This is a genomic window from Promicromonospora sp. NPDC060204 (genome assembly GCF_042728455.1).
In the GTDB taxonomy this organism is placed as follows: domain Bacteria; phylum Actinomycetota; class Actinomycetes; order Actinomycetales; family Cellulomonadaceae; genus Promicromonospora.
Genome location: NZ_JBHWZO010000139.1, coordinates 1 through 16,872, shown reverse-complemented (window position 1 = coordinate 16,872; position 16,872 = coordinate 1). Strand labels below are relative to the sequence as shown.

The following is a 16,872-nucleotide window of genomic DNA, read 5'->3' as shown; positions in this document are numbered from 1 at the left end:
GCGTTGAGCCATCGGCCGGGCCGCTCCCCCGTGGGGTCGGCAAGTTGCACGACGGCGGCCGCGCCGGCGTCGTCCGGGCCCGATTCGTCCGTCCAGGTCCGCGTGACCTCGAAGAAGTCGGAGCGGGCCCGGTGGAAGACGTGGTCGAGCCCGTGGCCGCCCAGCCGCGTCACGCCGTGGGGGCCGCCACGGGAGCGGCCTCGGGCTTGAAGTCGACGCCGGCCTCCTTGCGCTGCTCCGGCGTGATGGGCGCCGGCGCCGCCGTCAGCGGGTCGAACCCGCCGCCCGACTTCGGGAAGGCGATGACGTCGCGGATCGAGGCCGACTTCGTCAGCAGGGACACGATGCGGTCCCAGCCGAACGCGATGCCGCCGTGCGGCGGGGCGCCGAACGCGAAGGCGTCGAGCAGGAAGCCGAACTTCTCCTGCGCCTCCTCGTGCCCGATGCCCATCACCTCGAAGACGCGCTCCTGCACGTCCCGGCGGTGGATACGGATCGAGCCGCCGCCGATCTCGTTGCCGTTGCAGACGATGTCGTAGGCGTAGGCCAGGGCCTCGCCCGGCTCCTTCTCGAACGTGTCGATCCACTCGGGCGTGGGCGACGTGAACGCGTGGTGCACGGCGGTCCAGGCGGACGAGCCGAGGTCGACGTCGTCGTCCTCGCCGGCCGGCTTGAACAGGGGCGCGTCGACGACCCAGACGAAGGACCAGGCGTTCTCGTCGATCGCACCGGTCTTGTGGGCGATCTCGAGGCGGGCGGCGCCGAGCAGACCCCGGGCCTCCGACGTCTTGCCCGCGGCGAAGAAGACGGCGTCGCCGGGCTGGGCGCCGGTCGCGGCTGCCAGGCCGGCGCGCTCCTCGTCGGACAGGTTCTTGGCGACGGGGCCGCCGAGCTCGCCCTCCTCCGTGAAGGTCACGTACGCCAGGCCGCGGGCGCCGCGCTGCTTGGCCCACTCCTGCCACGCGTCGAACTGGCGGCGCGGCTGGGCCGCCCCGCCGGACATGACGACGGCGCCCACGTACTCGGCCTGGAACACGCGGAACGGCGTGGCCTTGAAGTAGTCGGTGAGCTCGACGATCGGGTTCTCGAACCGCAGGTCGGGCTTGTCCGTGCCGTACAGGCGCATCGCCTCGTGGAACGTGATGCGCTGGATGGGCGTCGTGATCTCGACGTCGACCAGCGCCCAGAGCGCCTGAAGGATCTTCTCGCCGAGGGCGATCACGTCCTCCTGGTCCACGAAGCTCATCTCGACGTCGAGCTGCGTGAACTCCGGCTGGCGGTCCGCGCGGAAGTCCTCGTCGCGGTAGCAGCGCGCGATCTGGTAGTAGCGCTCCATGCCGCCCACCATGAGGAGCTGCTTGAAGAGCTGCGGCGACTGCGGCAGCGCGTACCAGGAGCCGGGCGCGAGGCGCGCGGGGACCAGGAAGTCGCGGGCGCCCTCCGGGGTGGACCGGGTCAGGGTCGGCGTCTCGATCTCGACGAAGTCCTGCTCGTCGAGCACGCGGCGCGCGGCCTGGTTGGCCTTGGCGCGCAGGCGCAGGGCGTGCGCGGGGGCCGGACGGCGCAGGTCGAGGTAGCGGTGCTTGAGGCGCGCCTCCTCGCCGATCACCTCGGTGTCCGCGAGCGCCGTGGAGACCTGGAACGGCAGCGGCGCGGACTCGTTGAGGGTGACGACCTCGGTGGCGACGACCTCGATCTCGCCGGTGGCGAGGTTGGCGTTGGCGTTGCCCTCGGGGCGGCGGCCGACCTCGCCGGTGACCTGCAGCACGAACTCGGCGCGCAGCGGGTGGGCGATCTCCTCGTCGCGGATGACGACCTGGGCGATGCCGGACGCGTCACGCAGGTCGATGAACGCCACTCCCCCGTGATCACGGCGGCGGTCGACCCAGCCCGTGAGGGTGACGGTCTGGCCGATGTGCTCGGCCCGCAGTGAGCCGGCCGTGTGGGTGCGGAGCACGGAGAGGTCCTTTCATGACGGAAGACGAGTTGCCCCCGCCGGGCACCCTGACGGGCGGGACGGCGGTGGGTGGGCGCCGCAGGGCGCGCAGCGAGTCTAGTGCGTGACGGCGGTCGGGGCTGCGTCCGCTGCGCCGAACCTCAGGCCGTCGAAGAGGAGCCCGGTGATGCGCACGGCTTCGTCCTGCCAGCCGTCGGTGGCGCGCATGCCGCAGATCCCGCCCAGGGCGCGCAGGAGGGTCCGTCCGTTCACGTCGCCGCGGACGGTGCCGGTGGCGGCGCCTGCCGCGAGGAGGCGGTCGAGCGCCTGGGCCATCCGTGCCCGGGCGTCGTCGAACACGGGCGAGTCGGTCGCCATGATGGCCTCCAGCGCGACGCCCATCCCCTTGCCCACGGCCGCGTGGTCGACGAGCAGCAGCAGGAACCGCCGGAGCGCCTCGTCGGGGGCGTACTTGTCGAGCAGGTCCGCGGGCGCGGCGCACAGCTCGTCGACCTCGTGCCGGTAGACCTCCTCGACGAGCGCCTCGCGCGTCTCGAAGTGGCGGTAGAGCGTCCCGACCGCCACCCCGGCCCGGCGGGCGATCTCCTCGACGCGGATGTTCGCCTCCCCGGCGAGGAAGGCGTCCCGCGCCGAGGTCAGGACCGCCTCCCGGTTGCGTCGCGCGTCGGAGCGCAGCGGGCGTGACGAGGGCATCTCGACCTCCATAAGGTGAATCTGGTTCATGTTAGGTGTACCGTTTCCGGAACCTGGTTCATCTTACTGGTAGGAGACCCCTGTGCCTGTTCCACCCGAAGGACTCGAAGGCCTGCGCGTACTGGTCACCGGCGGCAGCCGAGGCCTCGGCAGAGCGACCGCCCGGCGGTTCGTCGCCGCCGGTGCGACGGTGCTCACCGCCGCACGCACCGCGCCCCCGGACGACCTGCGCGCCACCCACGTCCCCGCGGACCTCGCCACCGAGCAGGGCGTCGCCGAGCTCGGCCGCCGGGTGATCGACGCCGTCGGCGGCGTCGACGTCCTGGTCGACAACGCCGGCGCCGCGACCACACCGACGCCGACCCTCCAGCGGTCCGACGAGTCCTGGCAGTCGGACCTGGAGATCAACCTGCTCGCGGCAGTACGGCTCGACCGGGCACTCGTTCCCGGGATGGTCGAGCGCGGCTCGGGCGTCGTCGTGCACGTCTCGTCGATCGCGAGCCATTTGCCGCAACGCAACGAGGCCCCCTATGCGGCGGCCAAGGCGGCGCTCAACGCCTACAGCCGCGAGCTCGCGACCGAGGTGGGCGAGCACGGGGTCCGTGTGGTGTGCGTCCTGCCGGGTTTCGTGGTCACGGAGGGCGCTCGTGCGCACCACCAGCAGATGGCCGACCAGCAGGGCATCAGCCTCGGCGAGGTGCAGCAGCAGATCGTCGACCACCTCGGCATGCCGATGGGCCGGCCCGGCGACCCCGAGGACGTCGCGGAGATGATCGCCTTCCTGGCGTCCGACCGGGCGAAGTGGCTCACCGGAGCCCAGTTCCGCGTCGACGGCGGCATCATCCCGGCGATATGAACATCAACCTCGGCGCGGTCAGCTTCGACGCCCCCGACCTGGACCTCGAGAGCACGTTCTGGCAGGGGCTCCTGGGCGGTGAGGTCACCCGGACCCCGACCCACCACTTCCTGCGGGCCGACGGGTTCCCGGTGATCGTGGTCCAGCTCGTCCCGGGGCTCGTCCCGCCGGACTGGCCGGACGGGAACCCGCAGCAGATGCACGTCGACCTCACGACGGACGACCTCGCGTCGGCCGACGAGAAAGCGCTCGCGGCAGGTGCCCGCCGGCTGCGGCCCACCGGCGACGTCGACCCCGGCGCGCCGCCGAGCGGCCGGGTCTATGCCAGCCCGGCCGGGCACCCCTTCTGCCTGCGGCCCGCCTGAGGCACGGACGGGCCGGGCCCGGGGATAGCCTGACGCCCATGGCCAGGACTATCGCGACCAACACGACCGTGTCCCGGGACGAGCTGCTGGAGTTCCTGCGCTCGCGCCGCGACGGGATCCTCGTGACCAGCAGGGCCGACGGCGCCCCGCAGCTCAGCCCCGTGACGTACGGCGTGGACCCGCAGGGCCGCGTCGTCGTCTCGACGTACCCGGAGCGGGCCAAGGCGCGGAACCTGAAGGCGCGGCCCGCGGCGTCGTTCCTGGCGCTCGGCGAGGACTTCGGCGGCGCCTGGGTGCAGGTGGACGGCACGGCCGAGGTGCTGGACGTCCCCGAGTCGGTGGAGCCGCTGGTCGACTACTTCCGCGCGGCGGCCGGCAAGGAGCACCCCGACTGGGACGAGTACCGCGCGGCGATGGTCGAGCAGGGTAAGTCGCTCGTGCGCATCACGATCGAGCGCTGGGGTCCGGTGGCGACGGGCGGGTTCCCGGCGCGGCTCGCGGAGGGGTGAGCCGCCCGTCGCCACCGGGCGTCAGTCCGTCTTGCCCTTGTCCTCGCCGCCCAGGCGGAGGATCGCCCGGTAGGACAGCCAGGCCACGCCGGCGCTGACGAGGCCGGTCGGGAGCACGACGGCGAGCGTGTCCCAGGTCCCGTCGCCGTCGAGCCAGGCGCCCACCTCGCCGAGGGCGACGGCGCCGGACACGAGGGTGCCGCCTATCGCTGCGAGCAGCACGAGGACCAGCGCGAGGACGACCACGACCTTCCCGACCGCGAGGGCGAGCAGGCCGGTGGTGCGCGCGAGGCCGTCCTCGTCCACCTCCCGGGCCGCACGGGCCTGGCTCGCCTGCTTGATCACCTCCTGGTCCGGGCGCTCGGGCGCCGCCGGACGGGGCACGGGCACGACGAGGGCGGCGTCCACGTGCTCGTCCACGAGCCGGCCGAGGTCCGCGACGCGCAGGTCGTCGTGCAGGGTCGGTTCGAACGGGACGCGCGCCCCGTCCAGGCCGACCAGGAGTCGCCCGCCGTCCGGGTAGGCGACCAGGGCCGCCGTCTCGTCGAAACGGACGGTGGTGGTGCGCCGCCCGTCGCGAAGCGTGGCGCCGTCCTCCCCCACCCGGATGGTCGCGTCCACGTCGACGCGTTCGAAGGCCTTGCCGGGGAGCGGTTCGCCCGTCCCGCTCCGGAGCACCTCGGTCCCCGCCCAGCCGGACCCGACCGGCGTCACCAGCAGGCCGGAGTCCCAGACCTGGCGGGCCAGCGCGCGGACGTCCTCGGCGGTCACCCGTGCCACGGCGGACCGGCGCTCGTCCGCCGCGGGGACGGCCCGGCCGAGCAGCGTCAGCACGGCGTCGTCGTGGAGCCACATGGCGTCCTGGTGCGGTTCCTCGAACGCCGCCAGCAGGTGGGCGCGCGCCGACTGCAGCTCGTCGTCGGCCACCGCGAACCGCAGTCGTCCGAGCGTGTCCAGGAACTCGCCCGTCGCCTGCGCGGCGGTCTCCGGCCGGAGCCCGACGGCGATCTGGAGGTTGGCCTGCCGCCCGTCGAGCGTCCCGATCACCGTGGACACGTCGTACGTCCAGCCACGGTCCTGCCGCAGCCCCTGGAACAAGGCCCGTCGGGCGACCTCGGCGAGCACCGTCAGCGCCAGGGTGTCGGGCACGACGGCGTCCCACAGGACCCGGGAGCCGCCGGCCAGCGCCTCGGCCGGGAGCGGGACGGCGGGCCCGGCGACCTCGGGCGGCGGCAGCGTCGCGCCGGTCGGACCGGCGGGCAGGGCGAGGTCCAGGTCCAGGGCGGTCTCGCCGGTGACCCACACGACGGCGTTGGCCGCGGCGAACCGGTCCCGCGCCCAGGCGCGCAGCTCGTCGTCCGTCACCCGGTGCAGCCCCAGGAACTGGCTGGGCCCGAGGCCGTAGCTCCTCAGCCCGAACCGCCAGGGCTGCACCGCCCCGTCGTCGGTGCGCTCCTCCAGCGCCCGGGTCTCGGTCGCCCGGTGCCGCACCGGCAGGTCGGCGAGGGCCAGGGCGAGCTCACGGAGCGTGCTGCGGACCCGCTCGTCGGAGGCGCTCACCCGGACGTGGGTGACGGTGGGGCCCACCGAGGCGGAGATGTCGAGGCCGGGCCGTTCCACCGCGCGCAGGGCGAGGGCGACCACCAGGGCGGTCGTCCCGCTGGTCGCCAGGGTCTCGTCGGCGTACCCGACGCGGAACACCAGACCCCCCACGGTGCGGCCGGGCCGCTGCGCGTAGAGCGCACGGGCGAGGGTCGGGGTCGTCGCGGTCATCGGCGCTCCTTCGGGTGTCGCTTGTTGATCAGCCCGAACGTCGCCCAGCCGAGGGCGAGCACGGGCAGGAAGCCCAGCGAGAGGTCGACGTCGAACACCTCCCGGAGCAGCACCTGGCCGCCACCGAGGACGAGCAGCCCGGCGACCCACAGGCCCGCGACGAGGGCGACCGTCGCGGGGACCGAGCGCGGCCCGGCGTCCTTCGTCGCCCGCTGCCGCTTTGCCGGCTTCTCGTTCGTGCCGGGTCGAGGTACCGGGATGTCGGCCGCGTCGCGTGCCGGCAGCTGCACGACGACGTCGGCGGGTACGTGCGCGTCCACGTGCTCCGCGACGTCCTCGGCGCTCAGGCCCTCGTACAGGGTCGGTTCGATCTGCACCCGGAACCCGTCGGCGCCGGTGAGCGCGCGTGCGCCGTCGGGGACGGTCTCCAGCAGGACGCAGCTCGCGAACCGGACCACGACAGTGCCGCTGGGCGTGACGAGGCCGACGCCGTCGACGGCGAGGACGAGCGAGACGTCCGGGGCATCGATGCGCGGGAACGTCCGCCCGTGGATGGTCCCCTGGGACCATTCCGGGGCGGGGACGATCCCCGCCCAGTCGAGCGCTCCCGGCCCGTACCAGAGGGCGCTGCCCCACAGCTCGCGGGCGATGCCGCGGACGTCGTCCGCCGTGGCCTGCTCGACCCGGGCGGCGATCCGCGCGGGCCCCTCGAGCGGGCGCCCGGTGACCGTCCGGTAGGCCAGCGGCGGCAGCACGTCGGCCGGTGCCGCCGCCGCGAGCTCGGCCAGCTCCTCGGCCGCCGCGGCCTGCGCCGCGGCCAGGTCGTCGTGCGCGACGTGGAAGCGGAGCCCGTTCAGGGCGTCTGCGAGGCCGCCGACCGCCGCGTCCGGGCGGCCCTCGGCCTGGACCAGCACCGACAGCCGCGCCCGGTCCACGTCCACGGGGTCGTGGGAGACGTCCGTCGTCGTCGCGATGTCGGCGTCCCGGCGCAGGTCACGGTGCAGGACCTCGCGGATCACGTGGGTGGCCACGTCCGCGGCGGCCCCGCGGGTCACCAGCGCGTCGAGCGCGACGCCGTCCCGCAGGCCGCCCAGGTAGGCCGGGGCGCCCTGGAGCACGTCGCTGACCGCGGGCGGAGGCATGCGCCGTCCGGACGGCAGCGTCAGGTCGAGTCCTTCCGGCACGGCGTCGGCGGTGATCCAGGCGACGGCGTTCTCCCGCGTGAACCACGTGGCTGCCCAGGCGCGCACCTCGTCGGCGGTGATCCGGTCGAGCCCGCGCTCGCCGTACCCCACGAGCCCGTGGTCGCGGGCGCCGTGCCGGTTCAGCCGGAGGCGGCCGGCGACACCCGGGTTCCGCCCGTCGCCCTCGGAGCGCAGGATGTCCTTCTCGGTCTCGACCTGGTCGAGCGGCAGGTCGCGCAGCGACGCGCACACGTCGTTCAGGTAGCTCACGACGTCGCCCGCAGTGCCGGCCACGTGGAAGAGCGTCACGTCGGAGCGTGTCTGCCCGTTCAGGTGCGCCTCGCTGAGCACCTGGGTGCGCAGCGCGAGGTGCTCGATCAGGTGCGTGATGCCCGAGAGGGCCAGCGTCTCGTCCGCCGAACCGACCCGGAACACGATCCCCGCACCGACGTTCCCCTCGCGCGGCGCGAGCAGGACCGGTACCCCGTCGACCCCGGTCGCGGTGACGCCCGGGAAGTCCGCCAGGTCCGGGAGCGTCAGGGCGGTCATGCCCGCGCGCCCGAGCGTGCGGCCGCCTTCGCGGCCGCGTCGCGGTGCTTGCGGTACAACCGCTCGGCCCCGGGCTCGTAGTAGCCCCACATGCCCTGGACCGGGGCGTCACCGAGCGCCTCGAAGTGCGGCTGCGCCTCGGCGGGCAGGTCGGCGAGCGAGAAGAACAGCGCGAGGTTCGCGTGCACGACGGCCGTCGCCGCGGTGCGGACATGGTCGGGGTGCAGCACCGTGCCGGCGGCGACGCCGCGGACCCGGTCGACCATCTCGGGCGGGGTGGCCTTCTCGCCGTCGACGTACCGCTCGATCGCGAGGTCGACGACGAGGGCGGGGCCGAGCGCCCCGGGCGCCGCACCGTCCGCGCACTCGGCGACGAACCGCGACGTCTCCTCCCACGACCCGCTCCACTTGGGCAGGATCTGCTGGAGGTACACCTGCTGCGCCGCGAAGACCTGCGGGTCGAGCGCGGCGAGGCGGTCGTACCGGCGGCGTGCCTCGCCGTGCCCCAGCTCCAGGCCACGGGCCGTCGTGATCCGGGCCTTCCAGGCAGGGATGAAGCCGGGGTGCTCCGCGCACACGTCGAACAGCAGCCGTTCGGCCCGCCGCAGCCAGTCGTGGAACTGCTCGAACTGGTCCGCCGAGACGTGCTCCGCGCGAGCGTGCGAGCGGATCGACCAGCCGACCACCATGTAGCGCATCGCGCGCAGCGTCCGGGTGAGCGGCGCGCCGTCGTCGGCCGCGTCGATCGCCGCGGTGAGCGGGAGGTGGTCGTCCTCGGAGGCGTCGCCACAGATCGCCCACAGCGCGGCGATCACGTCGTCCGGCGCGGTCAGCCCGCGGACGACGGCGAGCGCCGCCGCCGGGTCGCCCGCGTCCCGGGCCGCCCGCAGGGCGGCGCCGTCGGGCACGTGAGCCAGCGGGTCGAAGAAGGTCGCGGTCGGCGCCGCGTCGCGTGTGGTGGCCATCGGTTACCTGTCCGGGGGAGGTCGAGATCCTGGGGGGCGTCGGTGCCCGACCGGAGATTACTGGCGCCGCGGCCGCCGCCCGGGCGAAATCGGCCCACACCCCGGGTGAACTTCGCGAAAGCACTCGGAACGGTCATCTCGACCCGGGGCGAGGGTGCGCGGGCACGGCACCGGACCTGCGACCATGAGCGGGTGCGAGAGATCAGGCAGAGCCGCAAGCTGAAGTCCGTCCGGTACGACGTCCGGGGTCCGATCCTGGAGGAGGCGTACCGCCTGGAGGCCGAGGGTCACAAGATCCTCAAGCTGAACATCGGCAACCCCGCGCCGTTCGGGTTCGAGGCGCCCGAGGCGATCCTGGCGGACATGATCCACCACCTGCCGCAGGCGCAGGGGTACAGCGACAGCCGCGGCATCTACTCGGCGCGCACGGCCGTGGCGCACTACTACCAGTCGCACGGCATCGACACGCACGTGGACGACGTCTACATCGGCAACGGCGTCTCCGAGATGATCAGCATGGTGCTGCAGGCCCTGATCGACGACGGCGACGAGGTGCTGGTCCCGGCGCCGGACTACCCGCTGTGGACCGGGGCCGTGAGCCTGCAGGGCGGCACGCCCGTGCACTACCGCTGCGACGAGGCCAACGGGTGGAACCCGGACCTGGAGGACATCGAGTCGCGCATCACGCCCGCCACGAAGGCGCTCGTGATCATCAACCCGAACAACCCGACGGGTGCGGTGTACAGCAAGGACACGGTCAAGGGGCTGGCGGAGCTGGCGCGCAGGCACGACCTGGTGCTCCTGAGCGACGAGATCTACGAGAAGATCCTGTTCGACGGCGCCACGCACCACCACACCGCCACGTTCGCCGCCGACGACGTCCTGTGCATCACGTTCAGCGGCCTGTCCAAGGCGTACCGCATCTGCGGCTACCGCTCCGGCTGGGCCATGATCTCCGGCCCCAAGCACCGCGCCGCCGACTTCATCGAGGGCCTCACCCTCGTCTCGAACATGCGCATGTGCGCCAACGTGCCGGCACAGCACGCCATCCAGACGGCGCTCGGCGGCTACCAGTCCATCGAGCACCTGATCCAGCCCGGCGGCCGGTTCTACGAGCAGGCCATGCTGGCGGACAAGCTGCTCAACGAGATCCCGGGCGTCACCTCTGTGCGCCCGCGCGGCGCCCTGTACTGCTTCCCGCGCCTGGACCCGGAGATGTACCCGATCAAGGACGACGAGGCGTTCGTGATCGGCCTGCTGCGCGCCAAGAAGATCCTGGTGACGCACGGGACGGGCTTCAACTGGCCCGAGCCCGACCACTTCCGCCTGGTGACGCTGCCCGACGTCGATGTGCTCACCGAGGCGATCGGCCGCATCGCGGAGTACCTGGAGGACGTGCGGGCCTGACGCCCGCTGCCGACCTCCCCTTTGAGGCCCGAGTTTCTTCGCTTTGCGAGGCCGCAGAGCGAAGAAACTCAGGCCTCAAGAGGGAGCGCGCCCTCGGCGTCGGCCAGCCGGGCGTGGACGTGCATGTCGTGGTGGCCGTCCGCGTGCCGGGCGGCTCCGCGGCGCGTGCCCTCCGGGGCGAACCCGGCCTTCTCCGCGACGCGGCAGGACGCCGGGTTGCGCGTCGAGTGCTCCAGTTCCAGCCGCCGGAACCCGACGTCGAACGCCCAGGCGCTCGCCGCCGTGACCGCCTGCGGCGCCACGCCCCGGCCCCGGGCGGCCGGGACGGTCCAGTAGGCGATCTCGGCCACGCCGTCGAACAGCTCGAGGTCCTTGAGCGCGAGCCGCCCGAGCAACGTCCCGTCGGCGGCGGCGACCGCCCACTCGAGGCGACGCTCCTGCGCCCACGCGCGCTGCCAGCCCGCGATCATCTCCCGAGCCTCGTCCGGCGAGTCGATCCGCCGCACGTGCCAGCGCTGGATGTCGGGGTCCGCGTAGGCGGCCTGCAGGGCGACGGCGTCCGTGTCGCTCCAGGGCCGCATCCGCGCACCGTCCGGCAGGGGCAGTGTGGGTTGCGCCAGCTCCGCCAGGGTGCCCGGGGTGATCGTGTACGGGGCGAGCTCAGCCATGCCGACACGATACGTCCGGTTCGCCCCGGGGCCGCGAAAGTTCGCGGTCACGGGGCGGCGCCGACGTCGCCCGTGCGGGCGATGGCGCGCAGGTGCGCCCGCGCCTCGCGCACCACCGGGTTCGTCTCCGCGCGGGCGGCGAGCTCGACCAGCGCGACCAGGTCGGCGGACCGGGCGAGGTGGACGACCCCATGCCGGTCGCGGCCGTCCGCGCCGGCGGCCGCGGCTGCGGCCGCGGACCAGCCGTCCAAGACACCCTCGGCGTAGGCCGGCTCCCGGTCGAAGCGCAGCAGGTTGCCCAGGTCGGTGGCCGGGTGGCCCGCGTGCGCGAACTCCCAGTCGAGCACACCGGTGACCTGGAGCGTGGCCGGGTCGACCAGCACGTTCTTGGGGTTCAGGTCGCTGTGCACCAGGCAGGGCGCGGCCCCCTCCAGGTCGACGGCGGCCCGCTCGGCGACCTTCCGCAGCCCGGCGACCTCGCCGTCGGACCAGCCGGCCTCGACGAGGCCCGGCGCGTGGGTGTCGACCCAGTCGGGCAGCCAGAGGTCGAACGGCTCGATCCACAGGTCCGCGCCGGCGAACAGCCCGGTCCGCGACATCGGCGTCGCGGCGAGCGTTCCCGCGGCCCTGCCGACGGCTCGGCCCAGCGACCTCAGGTCGTCCTCGGCCCGGCGTCCGTTCTCCCGCGGCCCGTCCTCCCGCCGTCCGCCCTCCCGATGCTCCGCGACCAGGCGCGCGAGCACCAGGTCGCCCCGCTCCCCCGGCAGCAGCTCGGTGACGAGCAGCCCGGGCAGCACGCCGTCGCCGTCGTGCACCTCGCGCACGGTCGGGACCGGCAGAACGTCGCGGACCCGGTCGAGCAGCGCCGCCTGGACCCGCGCGGCGTCCGGGGCGTGCCGCGCGTCGGCGAAGAACCGGACCACGAGCCGGTCCCCGCCGTCCGCCCCGGGCGACGGGGTCGCGAGGAACGTCTCCCCCGACCACCCGCCCGTCAGCGGCTCCAGGAGGTACCCGGGCAGGCGCGGGTCGACGCGCGGGGTCGGGGGCTGCATCAGAAGAGGGTCTCGTTCCCGACGTCCGCGCCGATGGATGCCGCGCCGGCGCCGTCGGACCGGACCCCGGTGAACGCCCCGCGCGGGTAGTCGCCTTCCGCGTGCTGCTCGCCGCCGGCGGCATCGACGCGGTGCATCGCCGCCCCACCCAGCCCGCGCTCGCGGATCAGGGGACGCACCCGCTCCCAGAGCCAGTCGCGGTAGCCCTGGTGCGCGTAGGCGCCCCGCGCGTAGACGCGGCCGTAGCCCTCGACGAGGTGCGGGTGGTCGCGCCCGAGCCAGCCCAGGTACCACTCGCGGGCGCCGGGCCGCAGGTGCAGCGGCAGCACGGTGACGCCGGTCGCGCCGGCCTCGACCAGGTTGTCGAGCAGCCGTTCGAGGTGTGCGAGGGAGTCGGTCAGCCAGGGCAGTACCGGCGCCACCATCACGCCGCACGGCAGGCCCGCCGCGCGGATCGCGCGGATCAGGTCGAGGCGGGCCTTCGGCGTGGGAGTGCCCGGCTCGACGGCCTGCTGCAGCTCCCGGCCGGCCGGCGTGTCGGCGAACGCGAGCGAGACGCCGAGGCCGATGTCGACCTTCTGCGCGGCCTCGACGAGCAGCGGCAGGTCACGCCGCAGCAGCGTGCCCTTGGTCAGGATCGAGAACGGCGTGCCCGAGTCCGCGAGCGCCGAGATGATGCCCGGCATGAGCCGGTACCGCCCCTCGGCCCGCTGGTAGGGGTCGGTATTGGTGCCGAGCGCGACGGCCTCGTGGCTCCAGGTGCGCTTGGCCAGCTCGGCCCGCAGCACCTGGTCGGCGTTGACCTTGACGACCACCTGGGAGTCGAAGTCGTGACCGGCGTCGAGATCGAGATATTCGTGAGTATTGCGGGCAAAGCAGTAATAACAGGCATGACTGCATCCACGGTAGGGATTGACCGTCCACCGGAACGGCATCTGGGACGCCGCCGGCACCTTCGACAGCGCGCTCTTGGCGAGCACCTCGTGGAACGTCACCCCCGCGAACTCGGGCGACCGGACGGTACGCAGCAGCCCGGCGCCGCGCAGCCCGGGCAGCTCGAGCCCGGGCAGCGCGCCGTCGTCGTTCGAGATCGCCTGACCTTGCCAACGCATGATCCGATTCGAACATTCGTTCGAGCCGACGTCAAGTTGCCCACAGGGCCTGGGCGGGCGCGCCGGAACGAGCCCGTCAGGGCAGCGGCGCCTCGCACGTCGCCGCCGGGTCCCCGTCGGCAGACACCACGGCCGCGACGCGCCACTGCGCGCGTTCGGTCGCGGACAGGGCGCGCGGCGGCTCCACGGTCAGGACGCCGTCGCCGGGGACGACGTCGCGGACGGTCGGGTAGGCGGCGCCGGCGGCGTCGGTGAAGGTCACCGCGACCACCGAGCCCGCCGGTGCCGTGACCGCGAGGTGGTCCCTCGGGTCGGGCAGGCGCAGGCCGAGGACGTCGCGGTACTGGTCCACCCAGCCGGCGGACACGCCGGCCGGGCAGTCGAGCGCGACAAACTCGGCCTCGACCGGGCTGAGCGCGAGCACCGCGGTGGATCCCACAAGGCTCGCACCGAGCACGATGGCGGGCACGGAGAACCGGCGGCGCGCCCGGCGCGGCGCGTGCAGCCGGTTGTCGTCCGCGGCGCCCGCGTGCTCGCGCACCGCGCGGTGCGGGTTCCGCGCCCACCGCGTCCGGACCAGCCTGCCGGCTGCCCGGATGCGACGTCGTCTCACGGGTGCCGCAGCCGGCGCACCGGCCGCGCCCGTCACCCCGACGAGCGACTGCTCCCAGTGCTCGCCGAGCACCCCGTCGTCGACGCGTCCCGAACCTGTCATCGGCTGTCCCCTCGGCCCGCCGCGGGCCCCGAGAGGCGGCCGGCGGCGTCGTTCACATACGGAGTCTCATCGACCCGATCGCGAGGCTAGCCGAAGGCACCTCCGTGGCTCCGGGCAAACCGGACAACGTGCTCCAGTTCACCCACCGGGTCACCCCCGCGGTATCACCCGCGATCGGAGCGAACCCGCTCGGGTAGGTTGCCCCGATGATCACGCGTCGGAACGGCCGGCAGGAACGAAAGGCGGGACTCACAGGTGCTGCCGTCACGGCCGGCCTCGTGGCCGCCGCAGGAGCCGCGATCGTGATCATCCACCTGCTCGGCCCGTCGCCGGGCCCCCAGGCGAGCCACAGCAGCACCGACGACTGCACCCGGGCACCGGCAGCAGCCGACCGCCAAGAAAGGTCATCCATGCCGGCACCGGCCCGCACCACGCCCGAGGACGCAGCGCTGTACGCCTTCGAGACGTGGGCACCGATGCTCAAGCTCGTCAGGGCGGAACATCCGGAGCTGTGCGCGTGGTCCGGCGACTACGGGCCGGGAGCCCTCAGCCTCCCCCTGGCGAAGACCTCCGACGAGTCCGAGTACACCCTGGCTCTCATGGAGGCGGCCGAGCCGCTGAGGTCAGCGCTCAAGGACGCCGGCAGGAGCTCGATCAACTTCTCGGTCCGGATCGCGCCGGACGGACACACGGTCGTGACGCCGGCCGCCGAGTCGCCGACCACGAAGATCTACCGGGACTTCGGAGCGAACACTCCCGGGCATGTGGTCCTGGTCGACGGCGCAGTCCCCGAGACCGTCCGGCGCGAGCCCCGGACCTACCCAGGGCGCGGGCCGGCCCCGTCGGCCGACCCGGAGCTGCTGGAACGGGTGCTGCGTGAACGGATGCCCGACGCGGTCGGGGCCACCGAGCAGGAGCTCGCCGCCCTGGAGAAGCGGCTCGGCACACCGCTGCCGCCTGAGCTGCGCGCGGTGCTGACCGTGACGCGAGCAAAGTACGGGGACTACGGCCCGTACGGCGAGGACGACCGCTACGAACGGGACGCCGCGGCGCTCGGTGGGATCGAGCAGTTCGAGACGGGCGGCATCGAACGCGCCTCGGTGGCTGACGTGCGCAAGGGCCTGCCCTTCAACTTCCTCGCCCGCGAGGCCGCGGTCACCCGGCCCGACTCCCCCGTCCAGGGCCTGGTGGCCTCGCCGGAGTGGATCGTGATCGGTGACCTCGGCGGGACCGGCGACTGGGTGGCCATCGACCTGGCACCCGGCCCGACCGGCCACGTCGGCCAGCTCGTCGTCCTCAGCCACGAGTCCGACGTCGGCGCCTGGCTGCTGGCCGACTCGATCACCGACCTCGTGCTCTACGGCGAGAACCCCCCGCCCCGGTCCGAGGACAGCACGGAACCGCCCGCGGTGGTGATGGTCAACAGTGCCGAGGGCATGACCGTCGAGGCCGCCGCGACCGAAGAGCTCGAGGTACTGGCGATCGGGCACTGGGACACCGCTCCGTCGGACCTGTCACCCCTGATCGGGCTCCCGGCGCTGCGCACCGTCACCGCCGAGCCCGGCACGATCACCGACCCCCTGGTCATCGGGCGGCTCGACCACCTCGAATACCTCGAGATCGGCCTGGACGAATGGCAGGCACTGATCGCCGCGGACGCCGTCCCCCAGTCCCTGCTCGCCGCCGGGATCTCCGGGTCCGACCTCGACCAGGCGGAGGTCGACGCGGTCTACGACGCGCTCATCCGGCGATGGGGCGGCGAGGGCCTGCGCACGGTGACGATCGAGGGCGACCTCTGACGACCGGACGTTTTTGCGTAGATTTTACCTATAGGCCATGACTGCCCTTATTTACCCCGCTACGGTCGAGCAATGCAGAAAGTGACCACGCGTTCGACGGCGCTCGCCCTGGTGTGCTTCGCCCTGACCCTGGTGCTGGTCACGGCAGCCCAGGTCCGCCTGGCCACGTCCGGCCAGGCGGCCACCCCGATCACGGTCGCGTCGGCGATCGCCACCCAGAACGGCTCGTCCGCCACGGTGCGCGGGTACGTCGTCGGGCAGCCGACCGCCACCAGCACGGTCGTGACCAGCGGATTCCCGAACGACTACGCGCTTGCCCTCGCCGACACCCCCGGTGAGACCAGCACCTCGCGCATGGTCTACGTCCAGATCCCCGCCGCATTCCGCAGCAGCTTCGGTCTCGCGTCGAACCCCAGCCTGATGGGCAAGCAGCTCGACGTCACGGGTGCCCTGACGGCGTACTTCACCCACCCGGGGCTCAAGGACGGCACCGCGTTCGCCGTCGTCGGCAGCGGCGGCGGGGGTGGCGGCGGTGGTGGTGACATCCCCGCCGGCTACTACGACGCGGCGGCGGGCCGGACCGGCACCGCGCTGCGCTCGGCCCTGCACGGCATCATCGACGACCACACCGGCGTGAGCTACGCGACCGTCTGGACCGCGCTCCAGGAGACCGACGAGGACCCGGGCAACCCGAACAACGTCATCGAGTTCTACTCCGGCGAGTCGATCTCGAAGACGCTCAACGGCGGCGACCCCGACGACTGGAACCGCGAGCACACCTGGGCCCAGAGCCACGGCGGCTTCGGCACGGCCACCGGCCCGGGCACCGACCTCCACCACCTGCGGCCCACCGACGTCACCGTGAACTCGACCCGGGGCAACAAGGACTTCGACAACGGCGGCTCGGCCGTCGCCGAGTGCCCGGACTGCTTCACCGACTCCGACTCGTTCGAACCCGCCGACGAGTTCAAGGGCGACGTCGCACGCGCGCTCTTCTACATGGCGATCCGGTACGAGGGCGACGACGGCTGGCCGAACCTGGAGCTGAACGAGTCGACCTCGAACGGCTCGGTGCCGCTGCACGGGAAGATCTCCGTGCTGCTCGCCTGGCATGCTGCCGACCCCGTGTCGGCGGCGGAGACCCGCCGCAACGACATCATCTACTCCGACTGGCAGCACAACCGGAACCCGTTCATCGACCACCCGGAGTGGGCCGAGTCGATCTGGTGACCTGAACCTTGCGCACCCGCCTCGTCATGCGAGGCGGG

Annotated in this window: 15 protein-coding genes; 6 read left to right on the top strand and 9 right to left on the bottom strand. The window is 73.4% G+C overall.

What is annotated here, in order from left to right; translation table 11 throughout:
* Positions 1-169: 169 nt before the first annotated feature.
* The gene (gene aspS, locus ACFWEJ_RS17635; RefSeq protein ID WP_377230513.1) at positions 170-1,957 is read right to left on the bottom strand and encodes an aspartate--tRNA ligase; all 1,788 of its coding nucleotides are present in this window, start codon (positions 1,955-1,957) and stop codon (positions 170-172) included.
* Between the two features lie 96 nt (positions 1,958-2,053).
* On the bottom strand, positions 2,054-2,650 hold the full coding sequence (locus ACFWEJ_RS17630) for a TetR/AcrR family transcriptional regulator (protein ID WP_377230512.1): 597 nt from the start codon (positions 2,648-2,650) through the stop codon (positions 2,054-2,056).
* An 82-nt stretch (positions 2,651-2,732) separates the two neighbouring features.
* Here ACFWEJ_RS17630 and ACFWEJ_RS17625 point away from each other — a divergent pair, with 82 nt between their 5' ends.
* Genes ACFWEJ_RS17625 through ACFWEJ_RS17615 form a run of 3 tightly spaced genes read left to right on the top strand, consistent with a single transcriptional unit; the run spans position 2,733 to position 4,380 of the window.
* On the top strand, positions 2,733-3,506 hold the full coding sequence (locus tag ACFWEJ_RS17625; protein WP_377230511.1) for an oxidoreductase: 774 nt from the start codon (positions 2,733-2,735) through the stop codon (positions 3,504-3,506).
* Positions 3,503-3,871, top strand: a complete 369-nt coding sequence (locus tag ACFWEJ_RS17620) for a VOC family protein (RefSeq protein ID WP_377230510.1) — start codon at positions 3,503-3,505, stop codon at positions 3,869-3,871. The genes ACFWEJ_RS17625 and ACFWEJ_RS17620 overlap by 4 nt, the downstream gene beginning before the upstream one ends.
* A 38-nt stretch (positions 3,872-3,909) precedes the next feature.
* Positions 3,910-4,380 carry a PPOX class F420-dependent oxidoreductase gene (locus ACFWEJ_RS17615; RefSeq protein WP_377230509.1) on the top strand — a complete coding sequence of 157 codons (471 nt, stop codon included), beginning with the start codon at positions 3,910-3,912 and terminating at the stop codon, positions 4,378-4,380.
* A gap of 21 nt (positions 4,381-4,401) precedes the next feature.
* Here the strand turns inward: ACFWEJ_RS17615 and ACFWEJ_RS17610 are convergent, their stop codons facing one another.
* Genes ACFWEJ_RS17610 through ACFWEJ_RS17600 form a run of 3 tightly spaced genes read right to left on the bottom strand, consistent with a single transcriptional unit; the run spans position 4,402 to position 8,851 of the window.
* Positions 4,402-6,153, bottom strand: coding sequence for a M16 family metallopeptidase (locus tag ACFWEJ_RS17610; RefSeq protein WP_377230508.1), 1,752 nt, complete (start codon positions 6,151-6,153; stop codon positions 4,402-4,404).
* On the bottom strand, positions 6,150-7,886 hold the full coding sequence (locus ACFWEJ_RS17605; RefSeq protein ID WP_377230507.1) for a hypothetical protein: 1,737 nt from the start codon (positions 7,884-7,886) through the stop codon (positions 6,150-6,152). Before ACFWEJ_RS17605 ends, ACFWEJ_RS17610 begins: the two co-directional genes overlap by 4 nt.
* Positions 7,883-8,851 carry a hypothetical protein gene (locus ACFWEJ_RS17600; RefSeq protein WP_377230506.1) on the bottom strand — a complete coding sequence of 323 codons (969 nt, stop codon included), beginning with the start codon at positions 8,849-8,851 and terminating at the stop codon, positions 7,883-7,885. The genes ACFWEJ_RS17605 and ACFWEJ_RS17600 overlap by 4 nt, the downstream gene beginning before the upstream one ends.
* 192 nt (positions 8,852-9,043) lie before the next feature.
* Here ACFWEJ_RS17600 and ACFWEJ_RS17595 point away from each other — a divergent pair, with 192 nt between their 5' ends.
* Positions 9,044-10,258, top strand: a complete 1,215-nt coding sequence (locus tag ACFWEJ_RS17595) for a pyridoxal phosphate-dependent aminotransferase (RefSeq protein ID WP_377230505.1) — start codon at positions 9,044-9,046, stop codon at positions 10,256-10,258.
* Between the two features lie 68 nt (positions 10,259-10,326).
* Here the strand turns inward: ACFWEJ_RS17595 and ACFWEJ_RS17590 are convergent, their stop codons facing one another.
* The 4 genes from ACFWEJ_RS17590 to ACFWEJ_RS17575 all read right to left on the bottom strand — a co-directional run bounded on the left by ACFWEJ_RS17590 (position 10,327) and on the right by ACFWEJ_RS17575 (position 13,805).
* On the bottom strand, positions 10,327-10,926 hold the full coding sequence (locus ACFWEJ_RS17590) for a GNAT family N-acetyltransferase (protein ID WP_377230504.1): 600 nt from the start codon (positions 10,924-10,926) through the stop codon (positions 10,327-10,329).
* Positions 10,927-10,973: 47 nt separating this feature from the next.
* A complete protein-coding gene (locus tag ACFWEJ_RS17585; protein WP_377230503.1) occupies positions 10,974-11,978 on the bottom strand; it encodes a phosphotransferase family protein in 1,005 nt (334 codons plus the stop codon).
* Positions 11,978-13,090, bottom strand: coding sequence for an Rv2578c family radical SAM protein (locus tag ACFWEJ_RS17580; protein ID WP_377230502.1), 1,113 nt, complete (start codon positions 13,088-13,090; stop codon positions 11,978-11,980). The genes ACFWEJ_RS17585 and ACFWEJ_RS17580 overlap by 1 nt, the downstream gene beginning before the upstream one ends.
* Before the next feature lie 76 nt (positions 13,091-13,166).
* On the bottom strand, positions 13,167-13,805 hold the full coding sequence (locus ACFWEJ_RS17575) for a hypothetical protein (RefSeq protein ID WP_377230501.1): 639 nt from the start codon (positions 13,803-13,805) through the stop codon (positions 13,167-13,169).
* Positions 13,806-14,011: 206 nt separating this feature from the next.
* Between ACFWEJ_RS17575 and ACFWEJ_RS17570 the strand changes: the two genes are divergently transcribed.
* Positions 14,012-15,604 carry an SMI1/KNR4 family protein gene (locus ACFWEJ_RS17570; protein WP_377230500.1) on the top strand — a complete coding sequence of 531 codons (1,593 nt, stop codon included), beginning with the start codon at positions 14,012-14,014 and terminating at the stop codon, positions 15,602-15,604.
* A gap of 72 nt (positions 15,605-15,676) precedes the next feature.
* Positions 15,677-16,834 carry an endonuclease gene (locus tag ACFWEJ_RS17565; protein ID WP_377230499.1) on the top strand — a complete coding sequence of 386 codons (1,158 nt, stop codon included), beginning with the start codon at positions 15,677-15,679 and terminating at the stop codon, positions 16,832-16,834.
* Positions 16,835-16,872 lie beyond the last annotated feature (38 nt).